The sequence below is a fragment of the Macrococcus sp. GL_134 genome, from assembly GCF_057834705.1.
The window spans coordinates 481,202-499,950 of sequence record NZ_CM174409.1 but is presented as its reverse complement, the minus strand read 5'-3'; the positions used below and the strand labels follow the sequence as shown (position 1 = coordinate 499,950).

The 18,749-nt window shown below is 41.1% G+C and carries 15 protein-coding genes; 5 read left to right on the top strand and 10 right to left on the bottom strand.

Going from position 1 to position 18,749, the window contains the following annotated elements; all coding sequences use genetic code 11:
* Window positions 1-6: 6 nt before the first annotated feature.
* Entirely contained in the window at window positions 7-2,112 is a 2,106-nt protein-coding gene (nrdE, locus tag AC3IPL_RS02665) for a class 1b ribonucleoside-diphosphate reductase subunit alpha (protein ID WP_489241573.1), read from the bottom strand.
* Complete coding sequence (nrdI, locus tag AC3IPL_RS02660; protein WP_489241571.1) at window positions 2,075-2,461, bottom strand: class Ib ribonucleoside-diphosphate reductase assembly flavoprotein NrdI; 387 nt, start codon at window positions 2,459-2,461, stop codon at window positions 2,075-2,077. Before nrdI ends, nrdE begins: the two co-directional genes overlap by 38 nt.
* A gap of 361 nt (window positions 2,462-2,822) precedes the next feature.
* Between nrdI and AC3IPL_RS02655 the strand changes: the two genes are divergently transcribed.
* The 4 genes from AC3IPL_RS02655 (at window position 2,823) to AC3IPL_RS02640 (ending at window position 6,885) form a co-directional block, all read left to right on the top strand.
* Window positions 2,823-3,680: a DMT family transporter gene (locus AC3IPL_RS02655; RefSeq protein ID WP_489241570.1), complete on the top strand. Its 858-nt coding sequence runs from the start codon at window positions 2,823-2,825 to the stop codon at window positions 3,678-3,680.
* Window positions 3,680-4,177, top strand: a complete 498-nt coding sequence (queF, locus tag AC3IPL_RS02650) for a preQ(1) synthase (RefSeq protein ID WP_489241569.1) — start codon at window positions 3,680-3,682, stop codon at window positions 4,175-4,177. The genes AC3IPL_RS02655 and queF overlap by 1 nt, the downstream gene beginning before the upstream one ends.
* A 219-nt stretch (window positions 4,178-4,396) precedes the next feature.
* Window positions 4,397-5,899, top strand: coding sequence for a peptide MFS transporter (locus tag AC3IPL_RS02645; protein WP_489241568.1), 1,503 nt, complete (start codon window positions 4,397-4,399; stop codon window positions 5,897-5,899).
* Between the two features lie 74 nt (window positions 5,900-5,973).
* On the top strand, window positions 5,974-6,885 hold the full coding sequence (locus AC3IPL_RS02640; RefSeq protein WP_489241567.1) for a diacylglycerol/lipid kinase family protein: 912 nt from the start codon (window positions 5,974-5,976) through the stop codon (window positions 6,883-6,885).
* A 40-nt stretch (window positions 6,886-6,925) separates the two neighbouring features.
* On the opposite strand, the gene AC3IPL_RS02635 is transcribed toward AC3IPL_RS02640, so the two are convergent.
* The 6 genes from AC3IPL_RS02635 to AC3IPL_RS02610 are packed head-to-tail and all read right to left on the bottom strand — an operon-like array spanning window position 6,926 to window position 14,661.
* The gene (locus AC3IPL_RS02635) at window positions 6,926-7,462 is read right to left on the bottom strand and encodes a 5' nucleotidase, NT5C type (RefSeq protein WP_489241565.1); all 537 of its coding nucleotides are present in this window, start codon (window positions 7,460-7,462) and stop codon (window positions 6,926-6,928) included.
* Window positions 7,463-7,477: 15 nt separating this feature from the next.
* The gene (hisC, locus tag AC3IPL_RS02630; protein WP_489241564.1) at window positions 7,478-8,536 is read right to left on the bottom strand and encodes a histidinol-phosphate transaminase; all 1,059 of its coding nucleotides are present in this window, start codon (window positions 8,534-8,536) and stop codon (window positions 7,478-7,480) included.
* An 11-nt stretch (window positions 8,537-8,547) separates the two neighbouring features.
* The gene (locus AC3IPL_RS02625) at window positions 8,548-10,062 is read right to left on the bottom strand and encodes an ABC transporter permease/substrate-binding protein (RefSeq protein ID WP_489241563.1); all 1,515 of its coding nucleotides are present in this window, start codon (window positions 10,060-10,062) and stop codon (window positions 8,548-8,550) included.
* Entirely contained in the window at window positions 10,062-10,982 is a 921-nt protein-coding gene (locus AC3IPL_RS02620) for an ABC transporter ATP-binding protein (protein ID WP_489241561.1), read from the bottom strand. The genes AC3IPL_RS02625 and AC3IPL_RS02620 overlap by 1 nt, the downstream gene beginning before the upstream one ends.
* 48 nt (window positions 10,983-11,030) lie before the next feature.
* Entirely contained in the window at window positions 11,031-12,797 is a 1,767-nt protein-coding gene (gene recQ, locus AC3IPL_RS02615) for a DNA helicase RecQ (RefSeq protein ID WP_489241560.1), read from the bottom strand.
* Window positions 12,798-12,804: 7 nt separating this feature from the next.
* Complete coding sequence (locus AC3IPL_RS02610; RefSeq protein ID WP_489241558.1) at window positions 12,805-14,661, bottom strand: ABC-F family ATP-binding cassette domain-containing protein; 1,857 nt, start codon at window positions 14,659-14,661, stop codon at window positions 12,805-12,807.
* A gap of 90 nt (window positions 14,662-14,751) precedes the next feature.
* Here AC3IPL_RS02610 and AC3IPL_RS02605 point away from each other — a divergent pair, with 90 nt between their 5' ends.
* Window positions 14,752-15,564, top strand: a complete 813-nt coding sequence (locus tag AC3IPL_RS02605; RefSeq protein WP_489241556.1) for a ZIP family metal transporter — start codon at window positions 14,752-14,754, stop codon at window positions 15,562-15,564.
* Between the two features lie 103 nt (window positions 15,565-15,667).
* Here the strand turns inward: AC3IPL_RS02605 and ltaS are convergent, their stop codons facing one another.
* Window positions 15,668-17,599 carry a polyglycerol-phosphate lipoteichoic acid synthase LtaS gene (ltaS, locus tag AC3IPL_RS02600; protein ID WP_489241554.1) on the bottom strand — a complete coding sequence of 644 codons (1,932 nt, stop codon included), beginning with the start codon at window positions 17,597-17,599 and terminating at the stop codon, window positions 15,668-15,670.
* Between the two features lie 182 nt (window positions 17,600-17,781).
* Window positions 17,782-18,708: a 5-oxoprolinase subunit C family protein gene (locus tag AC3IPL_RS02595; protein ID WP_489241552.1), complete on the bottom strand. Its 927-nt coding sequence runs from the start codon at window positions 18,706-18,708 to the stop codon at window positions 17,782-17,784.
* Between the last annotated feature and the right edge of the window lie 41 nt (window positions 18,709-18,749).

Below are 18,749 nucleotides of genomic sequence, written 5' to 3'. Positions count from 1 at the left end.
TTCTTTTTATACAGCACAGCTTGTACATTCTTCTACACTTAACAGTTTGTTTCTAGTGTAATACAGTGATTTTAAGCCTTTATGGTGTGCGTAGACATATAGTCTTGATAATTCTCTTGTTGATATTTCAGAATTGACGAATAGAATAGTTGAGATGCCTTGATCCACATGTTCTTGTATCGTCGCAATCAAGTCGATAAGTTTCATCTGATTTGTTGTGAATGCTGATTTGTAGAACCACATCGTTTCAGGAGAAAGAAACGGCATCGGATAGAACGTTTCTGCATTTCCATAGGTACGACGTTCGATCTGATCAACAATCGGCATCACTGAGCTTGTTGCGTTTTGAACATAAGAAATACTTTGAGTAGGTGCAATAGCTAGTCGATAGGCATGGAACAAACCGAATTGTTTCACTTTGTCACGCAGTTCCGCCCAGTCTGCTTCGGTCGGCACATCAATACCATCAAATAACGCGCTCACTTTTTCAAATTTCGGTGCAAAACTTTGAGCTGTATATTTGTCAAAGTAGACGCCGGATGCATAATCAGATTTTTCAAAGTCTGTATATCGCTCTCCGCGTTCTCGAGCTATCTCCATGGAACGTTCAATTGAATAGAAGTTCATCATCATGAAGAATGCATTCGCAAAGTCTTTCGCTTCATCGGATTCATAGGCAATCTTATTCTTAGCAAGGAACCCGTGAAGATTCATTACTCCCAGACCTACTGAATGCAGTTCGCGGTTCGCCTTAGCAACACCAGGTGCATTTTTAATATCCGCTTCATCACTCACCGTTGTCAGTGCGTCCATCCCGATATGAACAGATTCTTTCACTTTTTTGGATTCCATGACGTTCACGATATTCAGCGATCCTAAGTTACATGAAATATCACGCTTAATATCGTCATCTGTTCCGTAATCATTAATCACTGATGTTTCCTGCAGCTGGAAGATCTCTGTACACAAGTTACTCATTTTGATCTGACCGATATTGCTGTTTGCATGCACTTTATTAGCATTGTCTTTGAACATTAAATAAGGATACCCTGATTGCAGCTGTGTCTGAGCGATTGTATTTAACATTTCACGTGCATCTTTTGATTTTTTGATGATATTTGGATTTTCAACGAGTTGATCATACATTTCATCAAGATTGATATCATCAAGTGTCTGACCATATTCCTGCTCGACAGTATGCGGCGCGAACATGAAGAAGTCTTTGCCATCACGTGCCAGTTCAAAGAATTTTGACGGTACAATCAGACCAGTGGAAATTGTTGATAGACGTAAATCTTCATCAGCATTTACCTTTTTTGTGTCTAAAAATTCAAGGACATCATAGTGGAAAATATTTAAATAGACCGCACCGGCACCAGGACGTTGTCCAAGCTGGTCAGCATAACCGAAACCACCCTCCAATGCCTTGGCAACTGGAAGCACACCTTTTGCAACGCCTTTAATGCCTTTAATAGCTTCTCCGCGGGCACGTAACTTGGATAAGTTGATAGCTACACCGCCACCGATTTTAGAGAGCTGCTTAGCAGTTGAATCAATATAGTTGATGGAATTCAAGCTGTCATCTACTTCAAGCAGGAAACATGAAACAAGCTCTCCTCTACGAGCGCGTCCAGCATTTAAGAACGTCGGTGTTGCAGGCTGGTAGCGCTGCTCTACCATCGCATTCACTAGTTCTTTCGCTTGAACTGTGTCTCCTTTAGCTAAATACAGGCTGACGATGATGACATGCTGTTTATAATCTTCCAGATATTGTTTTTTGTCATTTGTCTTCATGGCATAGTCCTTGAAGAACTTGCTTGCTGACATGTAGCTTGCAAAAGTAAAAGGCAGCGTTTCAGTATAATTGATGATCTCTAGAACATCTTCTTCTGAATACTGTTCGAACAGATTATAGTAAAAATTGTTGTCTACCAGATAATGCAGTCGTTCAAGCGGGGAATCAAAATGGATAGTTTTATCATTTATTTCTTCTAGATAGACACTGAGCGCTTCCTGGTCTTTCTCAAGATCGAAGAAGCCATCCTCACGACGCTTCGTCACCTGATTGTTCAGTTCAATATGATTGTATTTTTTCTCGTCTAGTATTTTCATCTAACTCCGCCACCTTTTCTATGAATAATCTTGAGTCATGTGCATTGCCATGCAGTTCAAATTTCATGAGGAGAGGCACATTGTACTGTGCTGATATAGTATCTCCTGCCTTACCAAAGTTCTGACCGAAATTTTTGTTGCCGCTCACTGCTACACCTCTTAAGAAGGTATGATGAAGTGTTAAAAAATCAGCAACCGGCTTAGGGACTTCGCCGAATCCAAATGTACCTGTCACTAAAATAAACGGGTCATGTAGTTCATGAACTTCAGCAAGCGGTATTGCGTCGATACCTGCTCTGCTAAGAAATCTTGCAATATTTCCTGTTAATGAGTAATAAATAATCTTCATAATCATCACTCCGTTATGTATACAGTGCTGTTACCCCTTTTTTCAGTGTGTAACACTATATATAGTGTTACACATTAAAAATGGGCACAAGATATACGAATTATTATAGCACGTTTGTTCCCTCTTTCAATCCATAGTAACCTAAAAAAAATAAAATATTAACCTTGACTTTCTTTAAAATCGGCGAACCCTTTGCCACTCGTACGTTTTAAAAATTGATAAAATTTTTGTGACTAAAGAAAAGTTTTTTATTCAGAAAGGTTATATTTTTAAGCCGTTCTATTTTGTCATCGACCTATAAATATATGGTAGAATAAGAGGTAAATTTTTTTTAATTGCACTTAAAAAAGGAGCTTACATTATGAATAATCAGCAGAAGGGCATTCTATGGCTGGTTATCGCTTCACTTGGTTTCAGTCTGATGGGCATGTTTGTTAAAATATCGGGTGATCTTCCGGTCATGCAGAAGTCCTTGTTCCGTAATCTAGTCGGTATGGTGATTCCGTTATATTTTGTTATCAAGTATAACGAACCATTATTCGGTCATTTGAAGAATCAGCCGCTATTGATGGCACGCAGTACATTTGGCCTGGTCGGTGTACTGCTCAATTACTATACAATAGACCGGATGGTATTAAGTGATGCTGATATGCTCAATAAGCTCAGCCCGTTTTTTACGATTATCTTATGTGCCATATTCCTAAAAGAACGTGTAGAGAAATATCAGGTAATCGCCATTATGATTGCATTTTTCGGAACGATCTTTATCATTAAGCCAAGCTTCTCAAGCGATATTTCAGTTGCACTGATTGGTATTCTTGGTGCGTTATTTGCAGCATTTGCCTATACGACCCTTAGAGTGCTTGGGCCAAGAGAGAAGTTCTATACAACGGTGTTCTATTTTTCGTTCTTCTCTACCGTTGTCTTACTGCCGTTTGTCATCTTCAACTATGAGCCGATGACAACGACTCAGCTTATCTATTTATTGTTATCCGGCGTATTTGCTACAGTAGGACAGTTCGGTATTACAATTGCTTACCAGTTTGCCCCGGCTAAAGATATTTCTATCTTTTTCTATGCCACTGTACTCTTCAGCGCGATTATTAGTCTTATTATCTTTCAGGAATATCCTGACATATTCAGCTATATCGGTTATATTGTTATTTTCAGTGCTAGTTACTATATGTTTCAAAAAGCCAAAACTAAAGGAGAGTCATGATGACAGGAAGAACAAACGAAGAATTACAGGATATCACATTGCTCGGCAATCAGAATAATACTTACGAATATCATTATAATCCCGGGATATTAGAATCATTTGACAACAAGCATCCAGGACGCGATTATTTCGTTAAATTTAACTGCCCTGAGTTCACTAGTCTATGCCCGATTACCGGCCAACCGGATTTCGCAACCATCTACATCAGTTATATCCCAGATATTAAGATGGTGGAATCCAAATCACTTAAACTTTATCTGTTCAGCTTTAGAAATCATGGGGATTTTCATGAAGACTGCATGAATATCATCATGAATGATTTAATTGAACTCATGGACCCCCGCTACATTGAAGTATGGGGTAAGTTCACACCGCGCGGCGGAATATCGATCGATCCGTATACAAACTACGGCAAACCCGGCACACACTATGAAGAGATGGCAGCTTACCGTCTGATGAACCATGATTTATATCCCGAAACAATTACAAACAGGTAATTTTTCATTTATCATTGTCTAAAAAATCAAAAAAGAGTAGAATGATAAAGTTGTTTATTTTATATCATTGAAATTAGAATTCCCTTTGTCATTAGTCAAAGATTCATGATATACAGACATCACATTAATTGAATAATTGATAAGGGGGGAGGAATAATTCAATATTCCGTCCCCCTTGAAGTTTTCAAAATATTTTAACAGTTAAGGAGAGGTAAAGTGATGAAATATTCAAGAGAAGAGATGGTGAACAGTGTTCCGCATACGGGATTCTTCGGCCATCCTAAAGGACTCGGCATATTATTCTTCGTAGAGTTCTGGGAGCGATTCAGCTACTACGGTATGCGCGCCATTCTCGTTTATTATATGTATGATTCTGTAGTAAATGGCGGTCTCGGTATGGACCAGACTACTGCAGCAAGTGTGGCATCGATGTACGGTGCATTGATCTTTATGACTGGAATTATCGGCGGCTGGCTTGCTGACCGGGTCATCGGTTCTAGAAAAGCACTGCTATACGGGGCCATATTGATTATGGGCGGCCATATCGCGATGAGCCTGCCATTCGGAGTTCCAGCGTTCCTTGCGTCGATGTTTCTGATCATCGTCGGTTCCGGCCTGATGAAACCGAATATTTCTAATGTTGTCGGTGGACTCTATGACAAGAAGGACAATAGAATGGATGCAGGCTTTGTCATCTTCTACATGTCTGTTAATATGGGTGCCTTATTGTCACCATTTATCGTAGGAGCACTGCAAAAAAACTATAACTATCATATGGGCTTCCTCGCTGCTGCTATCGGTATGGCTCTTGCTCTAGTCGTCTATGTCATTTTTAACAGACGTTCACTAGGGTTAGTCGGTCTTGAACCGACACATCCTTTGACTGCTGACGAGAAGCATCGTTACAAAAAAATAATAATCGGGGCTGTCATTGCTGTAGCTGCTGTCATTCTCATCTCTCAGCTGACTGGTATTCTGTCGTTCAACACATTCTCATTAGTCGTCACTGTACTCGGTGTTGTCCTGCCTATTCTCTACTTCTTGACAATGTATAGAAGCAATGATGTTACTACAGTGGAACGTTCACGGATACTTGCATACGTGCCGTTATTCATCGCAGGCGTGATGTTCTGGTCTATCCAGGAACAAGGAGCAAATGTATTAAGTATCTTTGCTAAAGAAAAAACACAGCTTGATCTGAACCAGATGTTTGGGATTGATTTTACAGTGCCTGCCGCATGGTTCCAGTCACTGAATCCTATTTTTATCGTATTACTAGCACCGGTGATTTCAGCCTTATGGTCAAAACTCGGCAAGTATAATCCATCCACACCATTAAAATTTGCATTCGGTCTATTATTTGCAGGTGCGTCATTCCTGATTATGATTATCCCAACAATCAACGGCGGTGATGCATTATACAATCCTATGTGGCTTGTTGTATCTTTTGTGTTATGTGTCATCGGTGAACTGTGTCTGTCTCCTACAGGATCTTCAGTATCTGTCAAACTAGCTCCTGAAGCGTTCAGCTCACAAATGTTAAGTCTATGGTTCCTGACTAATGCGAGTGCCCAGGCTATTAATGCCCAATTAGTAAAACTAGTTGATATCGTTGGTTATACTAATTATTTCGGAGTGATTGGCGGTCTTGCCATTGTTCTGTTTGTACTGATGATCATTTTAAATCGCTGGATTTCTAAACATATGGAAGGGATTCACTAAAAACATGCGCTGCGGCGCGTGTTTTTTATTTTAAAAAAGGGTATTTAATACAAACGAAAAATCGAGGTGTGATTATGATAAGCTTTACACATGGCGTATTATTTTATCATAAAGGTGCGGGTCAAGGTGAAGTCGTAGAAATCATCGGTGAAGTGACTAAACAACTCGTCACCATCTGCCAGCAACTGACTATTTACAAAAGTCAGGAAAAAGGAGACATCATTAAATATTGTCATCAAATAAAAGATGAGTCGCTGTCTATTGATGTCATCTATTTATTAGGTGGTGATGGTACTATCCATGAACTCATCAATGGGGTCATGCAGGCAGAACTTAATCTTCCGATCGGCATACTGCCAGGCGGCACATTCAATGATTTCACTAAAACATTAAATCTCCCCCCTCAGCCAGTAGCCGCAGCAATGACGCTTCAAAATGCGGCAGTCAAACATATTGATGTCATGAAAATCAACGATAGATATGGACTGAATTTTGCAGGAATGGGATTGATCGTAGAAAATTCTGAAGGTGTGGCAGAAAATGCAAAAAGTAGAATCGGCAAATTCAGCTACTTGATGTCAACGTTAAGAAGTGTGACTAATCCGACGTTCTTCAATTATAAAGTCACTGTTGATGGAGAGGTCTATACAGGAAACAGTTCAATGATTATCACCGCCAACGGTCAGTTTGTCGGCGGTAATCGGATCCCGCTTACCGAATTGGCAGCTGATGATGGTACTCTTGACGTCTTTATCTTCAAAGAATCAGGTATCAAATTGTTTACGGAACTATTGACTGAAAAAAGCACTGAAAATTGGAATGACATCAGTAATAATATCGAACATTATTCAGGAGGCAGTATTACGATAGAAACAGAAAACACGATGGCTGTTGATATTGATGGTGAAATAGACATCGAGACACCATTACAGATCGATATACTGACTAAACGTCTGCGCATGTTCGTCGGTCCAGAAGACATATAAAGTGAAAGGTCCTGATGACGTCGTCATCAGGACCTTTTTATTACTTATCTGTCAGAAAATATTCTTCTACTTCCTTCCAGCTGTGTACCCGGTCAAATCCTTCTTCATTAACATTATGAGACGCATGATACATGATACCTGTTCCCTTAAAGGCACGCAGCTGCTTTGGATTATCATCAATTAGATAATCTGTTCCAACTACACCTTTATTGCCGCAGAAAATAAAGTTCTGTGGATCCAGGAACTTAAAATGCTCAATGAGCCATTCATATTTCGCATCAAATGATGTCGGAACATCCATTGCTGCAGTAGCAATGTAGACATCATAATGTTCGGTCAGACGTTCAACAACCCGCACCGCATCTGGAAAGACTTCGAGGTCTCTGAAGAACTCACGGTCGAGCAGGAGATTCGATAACGTTTCTGCATGCTGCGGATGTATATCTCTTAGTTTGATTCCTTCAAGCTGCTCAAGTGTGACTGTCTCCCCAGACTCTTCATTGAATTTGAATACTACTTTCTTGAGTGTATCTGCTAGAACTTCATCCATATCAATGGCAATTGATTGTCTTGTCATGTGGTTCATCCCTTCTCATTTTGTACTGAAATAGTTTTCCAACGCTTTGATGACTACTGTGTTCTGTTCAGCTGTTCCAATAGTAATTCTAACGCCGACGGGTGTTGGTCTTGCAATGATACCGAACGTCAGCAGGTAATCATTTAGTTCATTGATGTCATCTGTCTTCACAAGCACAAAATTGGTTTGTGACGGAAGAAGATAGTGACTGATATTTGATGCATAAAACCGTTGTCTTTCTACCGCATTGTTTTGTCGAACGTCTGTTAAATACTCCTGATCCTTCAATGCCGCTTCAGCCGCTTTCAATGACAATGATGTCACATTGAACGGTAGTTTGACGCGATGCCAGATCGATGTCCATTCGTCTGATGATATCGCATACCCTACACGTAGTGAAGCAAGTCCATAAGCTTTTGAAAATGTTCTTAAAATGATGATGTTTGGATGTTTTTCACGTAACGAGAAACTATCCGGATAATCTTCTGCAGTCACATATTCCGCATAGGCCTCATCCAGTACTACAGGTATTTCACCTGCTTTAGTCAAAAATGCTGACAGCTCGGACTGATTAAAATAATTGCCTGTCGGATTATTCGGGTTGCACAGCCAGATGAGGGTCGTGTGAGCCGTAATTTTTTCTGCAAGCGCCTGTAGATCAAATTTTCCTGTATCTAGCGGCGCAGTCACTATACGACAGTCTTCAATGACGGCATGATGCTGATATTGGACAAATGTATTTTCGCATGTCAATATATCATCACCCGGCTTCAAAACAGCCCGGGACAGCATCATAATCACTTCATCGAGGCCGGAACCAAGTAGTATAGACTCTTCTTTCACTTTGTAATGCTCAGCAATCGCTTGTTTCAGCACTGTACCATGACTATCCGGATATTCGTACAGTAAGTTCAGTGATTGCTTTAAAGTACGTGTCACTTCTGGAGACGGGCCATAAACATTCTCATTTGAAGAAAGCTTCATCATGTCTCCTGCGATGCCTAACTCTGACTTGAGTTCATCTGCAGTCTTACCTGCTTGATAAATACTTAGTTGTTTCAGCTGTTCTTTCAACAAGCACCCTCCTATTTAATCAACCCTTGTTTTTCAAGATACTCTCGTGCAACATCTTCAGATTTCTTACCGCCATAAGCGACATCATAATTCATCTGCTGCATTTCTTCATCTGTAATTTTGCCGGCTAATATATTCAATGCATCTACTAATTCAGGATGTTCTTTAATTGTTTCATTCATGAACAGTGGTGCTCCTTGGTATGGCGGGAAGAGATGTTTGTCATCTTTCAGCACAACCATGTCATATTTACGCAGTTCAGCATCTGTAGAGTAAGCATCAATCACATCAATAGCTCCACTTTCTACAGCTTGATAACGGATTTTAGGTTCCATCGTTTTAATATGATCCAATGTGATTCCGTATTTTTTCTGAATCCCTTTATAACCATCTTCCCGGTCATTAAATTCCAATGTGAAGCCCGCATTGATGTCGTCTTTCACTTTATCAAGATCAGATATTGTTTTCAAACCGTACTTTTCTGCATAGTCCTTTTTGACGGCAAGCGCATAGGTGTTATTATATTTCATTGGTTTTAAGAGCGCCATGTCTGCTTGTTCATCTATTGATGTTTTAGCCTGCTCATATACTTCTTGTTCTGTCGTGCCTTCTGGAGTTTCCTTCGTCAACTCGCCAAGAACCGTTCCAGTGAATTCCAGATAACCGTCAATGTCTCCTGATTTCAGTGCATTATATAAGAAGGCGGTCTTGCCGAGTCCTGGTTTCACGTCGACTTCAAGATCCGTCTTATCTTCAATGACGAGTTGATACATATTCGTGATAATCTCGGGTTCTGTCCCTAGCTTGCCGGCCAGTTCCAATGTGTCATCACTGCGGTTAAATAATGGCAGCAGGGCCACTATAAGACAAATTAAGACGAGTATCCCTAATATAATCGCGATGCTCTTATATGACATGCGTTCCATCCAGCGCAGAATACTATCAAAAAAGACAGCGAGTATCGCGGCTGGAATAGCTCCAAGTAAAATCAGCGGTGTATTGTTACGGTCTATACCGAGTAAAATCAAGTCGCCTAGTCCACCTGCTCCGATAAATGCAGCAAGTGTTGCTGTCCCAATGATCAACACCATCGCCGTACGGATCCCTGCCATAATGACAGGCATCGCAAGTGGTAGTTCTACTTTCGTCAACCGTCTTAATGGATTCATACCGATACCACTCGCTGCTTCTTTCAACGATGGGTCGACTTCCTTAATCCCAGTGTATGTATTTCTTAAAATCGGCAGTAATGCATAGATAATCAGTGCAATAATGGCAGGTACCCGCCCAATGCCGAACAGCGGAATCATCAGACCTAGTAGTGCCAGCGATGGAATGGTCTGAAGAATCGCTGTGACATTGATGATGGGTTCAGCTAACTTTTGTCGTCGTGTCAACAATATGCCGAGCGGCACAGCGATGAGCATCGCAATGAGCAGTGCGATGAATGACAGTTGAATATGTTCCAGTAGTGCTGTAAGGAGCTCCCCTTTACGGTCGTTCAACGTATCAATGAATGCATTCATCAAGCAGTCACTCCTTTACTCAGCTGTTCAAACGCTCTGTTTCTTGTAATGGCACCCACATAACGATCACCTGCCATAACATTGACACGGTCATGCTGCTGCAGCATTCGAAAGACTTCTTCTATTTCAGAATCTGCCTGAACGGTTGGATAACGATCATCATACGGTGTATTATCAACATAATCGTCTGCATAAGTACGCTTTATATCACCGATGAACGACTTCACAAAATCACTTTTCGGGTGTCTCAAAAACTCCTCAGGTGTGCCAATCTGCTCAATCCGTCCTTCATTCATCAGACAAATACGGTCACCTAACTTAAATGCTTCAGCAATATCATGTGTGACAAAAATAATCGTCTTGTTGATCTTGGACTGAAGATCAAGCAGGTCATCCTGCAGTTTTTCTCTGCTGATGGGGTCAAGCGCACTGAATGGTTCGTCCATCAGTATAACCGGTGGATCGGCTGCCAGTGCTCTGACTACACCTACCCGCTGCTGCTGACCGCCTGACAGTTCGTCCGGCATGCGGTTACGATATTGTTCCGGCGGCAGACCAACCATGCCGAGCAACTGATCGACTTGCTGATCGATGTCCTGCTGGGACCATTGCTTCATGAGTGGTACTTGAGCAATATTATCGCGTATCGTCATATGGGGAAATAATGCAATTTGCTGCAGCACATAACCGATGTCCCAGCGCATTTCGTCAAGTTTATAGCTGCTGATCGGTCGGTCTTTGAAATAAATATAACCGGTCGATAATGGAATTAACCGGTTGATCATCTTTAATGTCGTCGTCTTACCACAACCGGACGGTCCAATCAGCACAAAGAACTCCCCTTCTTGTATTTCCATAGAGATATGATCGACTGCATGCTTATCCCCGTATACCTTTGAAACATCTTCGAACCTTATCATAACGTCACCTCACCTTTATCGTTACAGCCTATTGTAAACTTATAATCTTTATCTTGCCAGTGACAGATAGTCATTAATGCATGCCATGAAGTGTGGACAGTAATGTTTCAGTTTATAGCTTCCCACGCCTTCAATATGAATCATCTCCTGCTTCGTAGTCGGCATTTTCTTGGCAAACAGCGTCAAAGTATGATCCGAAAAAATAGTGAACGGGGGGACACCCAGTTCCGATGCCAGTTGCTTTCTTACCGTCTTCAACAAGTTGAAGAGCTGTTCATTGACTTCAGATACCGTTTTAATAATCACTTTTTCGTTGTAGCTGATCGGCTCATAATGAGTCATCACTTGTGTTTTGTTGAAGATGACGTCCTTGGCAGAAGAATGACAGAGCATCTTGCCGTGCTGTTCATGAATATAACCATTGAACAGCAGTGTATCAATAAATCTGGAAATATCTTTAGTTTCATAGTCTTTCAGCAGACCATAAGTACTTAACAGATCATAATGATGGTCTTTCACTTCAGAATCATTTTCTCCTCTTAGTACTTTAGTCAGTACTAGTCGGTTGACAGGTTCTTTCATTCGAATCAAGCAACTTAAAATTTTCATTGCTTCTGTTGTCATGTCATATGAGCCTTGTTTCAGACAGTTACTGCACTTACCGCATAACTGCAGATGCTCATCCGGATTAAAGTAATTGATAATCGTCCCTTGAAGACATTGTGTAGTTTTAGTGTAATGAACCATCTTCTGCAGTTTTTCTTTCTTTTTCTCCTGAATAGATTCATCACTCGTACTGATAAAAAACTGCTGGAGCCGAATATCCTGTTCGCTGAACATCAATATACATTCACTGTCCAGTCCGTCCCGACCTGCTCGGCCAGCTTCCTGATAATAGGACTCAATGTCCTGAGGCATATTGTAATGAATGACGTAGCGGACATTGGATTTGTCAATTCCCATACCAAATGCATTCGTCGCAATCATGACAGGACAATCATCATTGACGAATTTCGCCTGATTTTCTTCACGTTCACTTTTCGGCAGACCGGCATGATAGATGGTGTGATTGATATTCAGTTCACTGAACTGCTCATGGAGTGCATCAACCTGTTTTCTCGTACCAGCGTAGATAATGCCTGAGTCATCAGGATGTGACTGGATATATTCGCGGACAACCTTCTCTTTTTGAAAAGAGGGGTCCACTTTGAATGCCAAGTTTTCGCGTCTCGTACTCGTTTCAACGACATGGTCATCTGCGATATTCAACAGTGACTGAATATCTTTTTTTACATCGATAGTCGCTGTCGCTGTAACTGCCAGAAACGGACAGTCGAACAGATCTAAATAGTGGATCACTTGACGGTAACTTGGTCTAAAGTCATGGCCCCATTTGGAAATGCAGTGCGCCTCATCAAATGCAATCAACCGGATATCCAGTTGAGTCAACATCTGCCTGAAGGTCAGCTGATTGAACCGTTCAGGTGCTACATATAGAAACTGATAGCGATGATAAGCAAGACCGGTCATGATGTCACGCTCTTCTGCGGCTTTCAGATTACTGTTCAAATATGCTGCGTTGATCCCAGAGGCATTCAGTGTATCTACCTGGTCTTTCATCAACGAGATGAGCGGACTGATAACGAGCGTCAACCCTCCTCTGATCAATCCAGGCACTTGATAACAGATTGACTTCCCGCCACCAGTCGGTAGAATACCAAGAGCTGATTCATGATTCACTGCATAAGTGATAAGTTCCCGCTGTCCTGTCCGGAATGTCTTGTAACCAAAATAACATTGTAATATGTCTTCCAATTGCCTTCTACTCCATCCGTTCTGCTAATTCGCTCCATTCAAGAAATGCTTCGTCATAGCGTAAAGTCAATGCTTCCCGTTCGGCTGTCAGTTCATTCAATCGTTCATAATTAGTAGTCTCTGCCGCAATTTGAGCATCGATGTCTTCCAGTCTGACTTCCAAATCTTCTATTTCGCCGCCCAGCTGTTCGAACTGGCGCTTATCCTTATAGGAAATACGGCTCTGCTTTGGTTTTTCGGTTACCTGCCCGGATTTCACAGCTGCCACTTGATTGTCCTTCTTAGCTGTCAAGTAGTCTTCAAAATCACCAAGCAGCTGATCAACATGCTGATCATGTAAATACCAGTATTTGTTGACTACTTTATCAAGGAAATAACGGTCGTGGCTGACTGTCAGTACAGCACCGCTGAATTCTGCTAAATAGCGCTCCAGAATCGTCAACGTTTCGGTGTCCAGATCATTGGTCGGTTCGTCCAGCAGTAAAACATTCGGCCCTTCAATCAATATACTGAGGAGATACAAGCGTTTTTTCTCCCCGCCAGACAGCCGGTGAATTAACGTGCCGTGCATACTGGATGGAAACAAAAATCGTTCAAGCAGCTGCGTGACTGATATTTTAGAACCGTCAGATTGTGTCGCTTCTTCTGCTTTTTCACGCAGAAAATCTATGACACGCAACTGCTCATTCATTCTGGCATTACTCTGTTTATAGTAGCCCACTTTAACAGTCTGACCGACTTTGAGGTTACCTCTAGAGTGCTTCAGTTCCATCGCTAATATATTAAGTAACGTTGATTTACCAGAACCGTTTTCACCGACGATTCCAATTCTATCAGTAGTCTGAACAATCGTAGTCAAGCCGTCAAACAACGTTCTATCGCCAAAAGCAATACCAACGTCCTCCAGTTCAAACACTTGCTTGCCGAGACGTTGATGGTTCAAGTCTACTGACATTTCATCCGTTGAGATATGTCCGGCGACTTTGTCTTCGATTGACTTAAATCGTTCAATCCGCGCCTGCTGTTTAGTAGAACGCGCCTTTGCGCCTTTACGCATCCATGCAAGTTCCTGCTTATAGAGCTGTTTCTCCTTATGCTGTATACGCTCCTGCGTCGCTTCTTCTTCGGCTTTGCCGGCGATATAAGCATCGTAGTTCCCTGAATAGAGAAATGTCCGCCCGTTTCTCAGTTCAATGATTCTATCAGCTACTTCATTTAGGAAATAACGGTCGTGAGTGACAACGAGCACTGATTTACTGTAACTTTTAATGAACTGAATCAGCCAGGCAATGGATTCGAAGTCCAGGTGATTGGTCGGCTCATCAAGAAGCAGTAAATCAGGTTTTTCCAGCAATGTTCGAGCGAGTGCCACACGCTTTTGCTGACCACCGCTCATGGTTTCAAGATTTGACGTATGATCCATGATTCCAAGCTTTGTCAAGATCGTCTTAGCTTCGGCTTGATAGCTGAAGCCGTCAACCGCATCGAGCTGCTGCTGCAGTTGATTGAACCGGTCCATCACTTCATCTGATGTGTCTATAGACATACGTTCTACAATGGCATCATAATCATTTAACAGACGAACTACTGGACTTGACTGATCCAGTACGTTTTTCAGTGCGTTCTCATCAAGTGCAAGTCGGGGTTCCTGTGCTGCGTAGCTGATTTTATAGCGGTTAGGATGCGTCACGACGCCGTCATGCGGCTCAATTTCAGCAATGCATTTAAGGAGGGCGCTTTTTCCGGTCCCATTAATACCGACCAGTGCCACTTTCTCGCCTTCAGAAATACTGAGGCTGACATCATGGAAAATGGTTTTATCACCATATTGCTTTGATAAATGTTCAATTTTATATGCTTCCAAGGTTTATCCTCATCTCGTCTAATGTGATATAATTTATAAATGAAAATCTCAATATAATATTATACACTTTTTCTTAACAAGGAGGTATGTATGTTCGAATGGTTTAGTGAATTATCACCTGTCATTCAAGCGCTCATCGCCGGAATCTTTACTTGGAGCTTGACTGCTGCAGGCGCGGCAGCTGTGTTCTTTGTACGAGGCGTCAACAACAAGCTATTGAATACAATGCAGGGATTTGCAGCTGGAGTGATGATTGCTGCTTCTTTCTGGTCATTGCTCGCACCTGCTTTAGAGTTCAGTGAAGAAGCAGGCCGTATCCCGTGGATACCTGCTGCGGTAGGTTTTCTGCTTGGAGGATTATTTATTCGATGTCTGGATTTTGTAGTCCCTCACATGCACATTAAGGGGACTGACGGCCATCAAAAAGAAGGCGTCAAAAGTAATTTAAAGCAATCCACATTGCTGCTGCTTGCGATCACTTTACATAACATTCCTGAAGGATTGGCACTCGGTGTCGCTTTCGGCTCAATCATCCAAAACGACAGTGCAACGTTAATGGCAGCGATTGGACTTGCCATCGGTATCGGTATTCAAAATATTCCTGAAGGAACTGCGCTTAGTCTACCATTATATGCAGACGGCAAATCAAAAGGAAAAGCATTCCAGCTCGGTCAGGCATCTGCACTTGTGGAACCGCTGTTTGCAGTCATCGGTGCGGCAGCTGTTCTGCTGATTACGCCGATACTGCCCTATGCACTCGCATTTGCAGCAGGAGCGATGATATTTGTAGTAGTGGAAGAATTAATACCTGAATCTCAATCTGGTAATAACACCGACCTTGCTACACTTGGATTAATGCTCGGCTTTACAATTATGATGATACTTGATGTTTCATTAGGATAGACAAAGATCCACCGGACGCTTGCGTCCGGTGGATCTTTGTTTAATGATTGTAACGCACGGCATAAAAATAAGACCCTCCAAGAAGCTGGAGGGCCTGACACAATTATTTACTGACCGAGCCGTTATCATAGCTGTATTTCATTGGATCGATTGCTTTGAACTCAGGGTTTTTATAGAACCGCAGCAAGTCGCCGTTAATCAAGCTGTCTGATAATTCAAGTTCAGTTTCGACTTGTTTCTTAATTTTTACTGCTTTTGCTTTGTCTGCTTCAGCAGTAATCGGCTGGTTGGTCGTGTTGTCATAATAAATGCCGTTGATTGATTTGTAGTCCGGTGTAATAAAGTCACCATTTCTAAACACTACCATCTGGTGATGTTTATTAGACAATAAGTCGGTACCAAACACAACATAAGGTTTTGCATCAATACCTGTCAAATGAAGCAAGGTCGGTACGACATCCACTTGACTGGCATACGTAGAATCAACATGTCCTTTAATGCCAGGAACTTTCAGGAATAAACCTGTACGCTGCAAGTCCATGAATTTAGTCGGTGTAATCTCTTCACCTAACAGCTTCGACATCGCTTTATTATGATTTTCTGAGATACCATAATGGTCACCATAAATCATAATGACTGAATCATCATACAGCCCTTCTTTTTTCAAGTCTATAATGAACTGTTCAACTGACTCATCCAAGTAACGAGCCGTCTGAATATAGCCGTCCACCGTTGGGTTACCTGTACCAGGAGAAGCGATGGTTGCATCTTCCGGCTTAACTGTAAATGGATAGTGATTGGTCAGTGTCATTAAGTGCGAATAGAACGGCTGTTTTTCAGCTTTTAAATAAGGAATTGATTCTTTGAAGAATTCCTTATCCTTCAATCCTAAATTCTCAAGATTTTCAGGGCTCATATCGTAGTAAGTCGCGTCATAGAACTTATCGACACCGAAGTGTTTGTAGATTTGATCTCTATTCCAGAATGTTTTGTAATCCCCATGCATGACTGAAGTTGAATAGCCTTGCTGCTGATGTAATATAGCAGGCAGTGACTGATAGGTGTTATCACCTTTCATTGAAAATGCAGACCCTTGCGGCAGCCCATATATACTATTATCCATCGTCAATTCTGCATCGGACGTTTTACCCTGCCCTGTAGAATGGAAGAAGTTGTCGTAATAGATGAAATCATCATTTCCAGTTGCTAATTGATTCAGGAAAGGAGTGACTTCTTCACCATTGATTTTTTTACCGATGAGAAATGTCTGAAAGCTTTCCAAGTGAATTTTAATGATGTTCTTTTCTTTAGCAATACCGAAGTATTCTTTGTTCGGCTCAACATATTTTGTTTTTGTATATGATCTGACTTTTGCCAGGTCATCTTCGCTTGCCAAAGCTTTCTGCTGATTGTTTTGAATAGTTTTAATACCGTCATATACTGTGAAGTTATACGGTCCTAAATATTTCACTAAATATTTATGGTCGAACGTACGAGTCAATAATTCAGGACGGTCAGTTTCAGCGAATGCTAAGTTCAAGAAGAACAAAGCAACAGCCATACCCATCATAACAGGAACAAATTTACGCTGAAATCCTTTTGTATCCAACCATTGTTTTTTGAACAGCAGTATAAATAGATAGATGATAATATCCAGGAAATAGACAAAGTCATACCACTGGAATGAACTCCAGATGGCACCTGACATCGAATCAACGTTACTCACTTGATTTAATGTACTGAATGTAATGAAGTCAGAGAAAAATCTGAAGTAGACAACGTTAGAATAAAGCAGTGATGTCAATAACAATCCACCTGTGAAGATAAACCAGAATGCTTTACGTCCTTTAAAAAACAGGAATACACTTAAAATAAGCGCGACAAAGCTGTATGGATTCATCAATAATATTAAGTTTTGTACAATACCTTTTACACCCAGTGACAAGTCTATATAGTAAGCGAAATACGTTTTTAAAGAGACAGTCAATACAGTCAGCAGGAAGAAGACAAAAATACTTATTTTACGTTCCTTCATCAGTTTTCCTCCATTTAATGTAGTCATATAATTTACATATCGTTAAAATTGTTAATCTTTAAGCAAAAAAATGTGGTACAACATATTAATTTAAACCTTTTTTTAGCAAAATTCAATCAAAATAACACATTTCACATTAAAATTGTGTAAAATGTGAATTTAACGTGTCATTTTTGTAAATGTTAGTTGTTTTTTAAATGATAATCAATTTGCAGCATCAGACTTTTTACCCATGAATCATATGATTTTTGAGACGTCTTATACTCTTCTTGTGATTCCCATTTAAACAGCAGCTTTGAACCTGGTCTTTTCTGTGACAACTTAGGCAGATGGTAGGGCGCAATGGTAGCTATCTGCGGAAATTTACCAGGCTGTTTGACATCATTTTGGATGACAATCAGTTTTCCTTCCGGATTGATCTGAATGGCACCTCTACAAATCGGCTGCATCTCACATTCAATGTGACGGTCAATAGTATCCCCTTCCAGAATGAATCCAGTACGATCAAACTGCTTTGATACTTCGTACATATCTTGCGTCATCAGCTGTTTTTCTTCATCAGTCAACAAAGCAGTATGCTCAGTCTCGTTGATATGGTATACATCTGAATAGTAAATACGCGCCAGACTATAATTATCAATTCCCCAGCTGCTTTCTTTTTGATGAATCAGCTGAAACAATAGTGATTTCTGCAGAGTGCTGTATTGACGACGGAGTTCAAAAACATCGCCGTCTTTAATGAGGCCGGTCAGGCCGTCAAGTGAACCAGCGGAATCTATCCGTTTCTGCAGCTGCATACCGCCGCCGACAGCCATATAGGCACGTGTCCCTTTAGAAGGAAGATGGAATGACAGCGTATCTCCTTTTTCCATTAAATGCAGCTTAAAAGGGGCGATTTGTTTATCTTTTGTATATGCTTTAAAATCGGCTCCCGTCAGTGCTATCAACGTCGGTTCATCAAAATAAATCACTGGTGCTACGAAAGTGATTTCAAGTGTCGCAGTGCCAAGTGGATTACCTACTAAGGCATTCGCCAGCGTATGTGCTAGTGGATCACTTGCCATATTTTCATGAAATGTCGAGAACATCCCCGCTTTTTCAAAAATCATAACAGTCCCTCACTCTTTACTTTAAATTATAGTCTCATCGA

Excerpts from the sequence above, each read along its gene's own strand:
- nrdE (WP_489241573.1), bottom strand. The coding sequence starts at position 2,112 with ATGAAAATACTAGACGAGAAAAAATACAATCATATTGAACTGAACAAT.
- nrdI (WP_489241571.1), bottom strand. The coding sequence starts at position 2,461 with ATGAAGATTATTTATTACTCATTAACAGGAAATATTGCAAGATTTCTT.
- AC3IPL_RS02655 (WP_489241570.1), top strand. The coding sequence starts at position 2,823 with ATGAATAATCAGCAGAAGGGCATTCTATGGCTGGTTATCGCTTCACTT.
- queF (WP_489241569.1), top strand. The coding sequence starts at position 3,680 with ATGACAGGAAGAACAAACGAAGAATTACAGGATATCACATTGCTCGGC.
- AC3IPL_RS02645 (WP_489241568.1), top strand. The coding sequence starts at position 4,397 with ATGAAATATTCAAGAGAAGAGATGGTGAACAGTGTTCCGCATACGGGA.
- AC3IPL_RS02640 (WP_489241567.1), top strand. The coding sequence starts at position 5,974 with ATGATAAGCTTTACACATGGCGTATTATTTTATCATAAAGGTGCGGGT.
- AC3IPL_RS02635 (WP_489241565.1), bottom strand. The coding sequence starts at position 7,462 with ATGACAAGACAATCAATTGCCATTGATATGGATGAAGTTCTAGCAGAT.
- AC3IPL_RS02625 (WP_489241563.1), bottom strand. The coding sequence starts at position 10,062 with ATGAATGCATTCATTGATACGTTGAACGACCGTAAAGGGGAGCTCCTT.
- AC3IPL_RS02620 (WP_489241561.1), bottom strand. The coding sequence starts at position 10,982 with ATGATAAGGTTCGAAGATGTTTCAAAGGTATACGGGGATAAGCATGCA.
- AC3IPL_RS02605 (WP_489241556.1), top strand. The coding sequence starts at position 14,752 with ATGTTCGAATGGTTTAGTGAATTATCACCTGTCATTCAAGCGCTCATC.
- ltaS (WP_489241554.1), bottom strand. The coding sequence starts at position 17,599 with ATGAAGGAACGTAAAATAAGTATTTTTGTCTTCTTCCTGCTGACTGTA.
- AC3IPL_RS02595 (WP_489241552.1), bottom strand. The coding sequence starts at position 18,708 with ATGATTTTTGAAAAAGCGGGGATGTTCTCGACATTTCATGAAAATATG.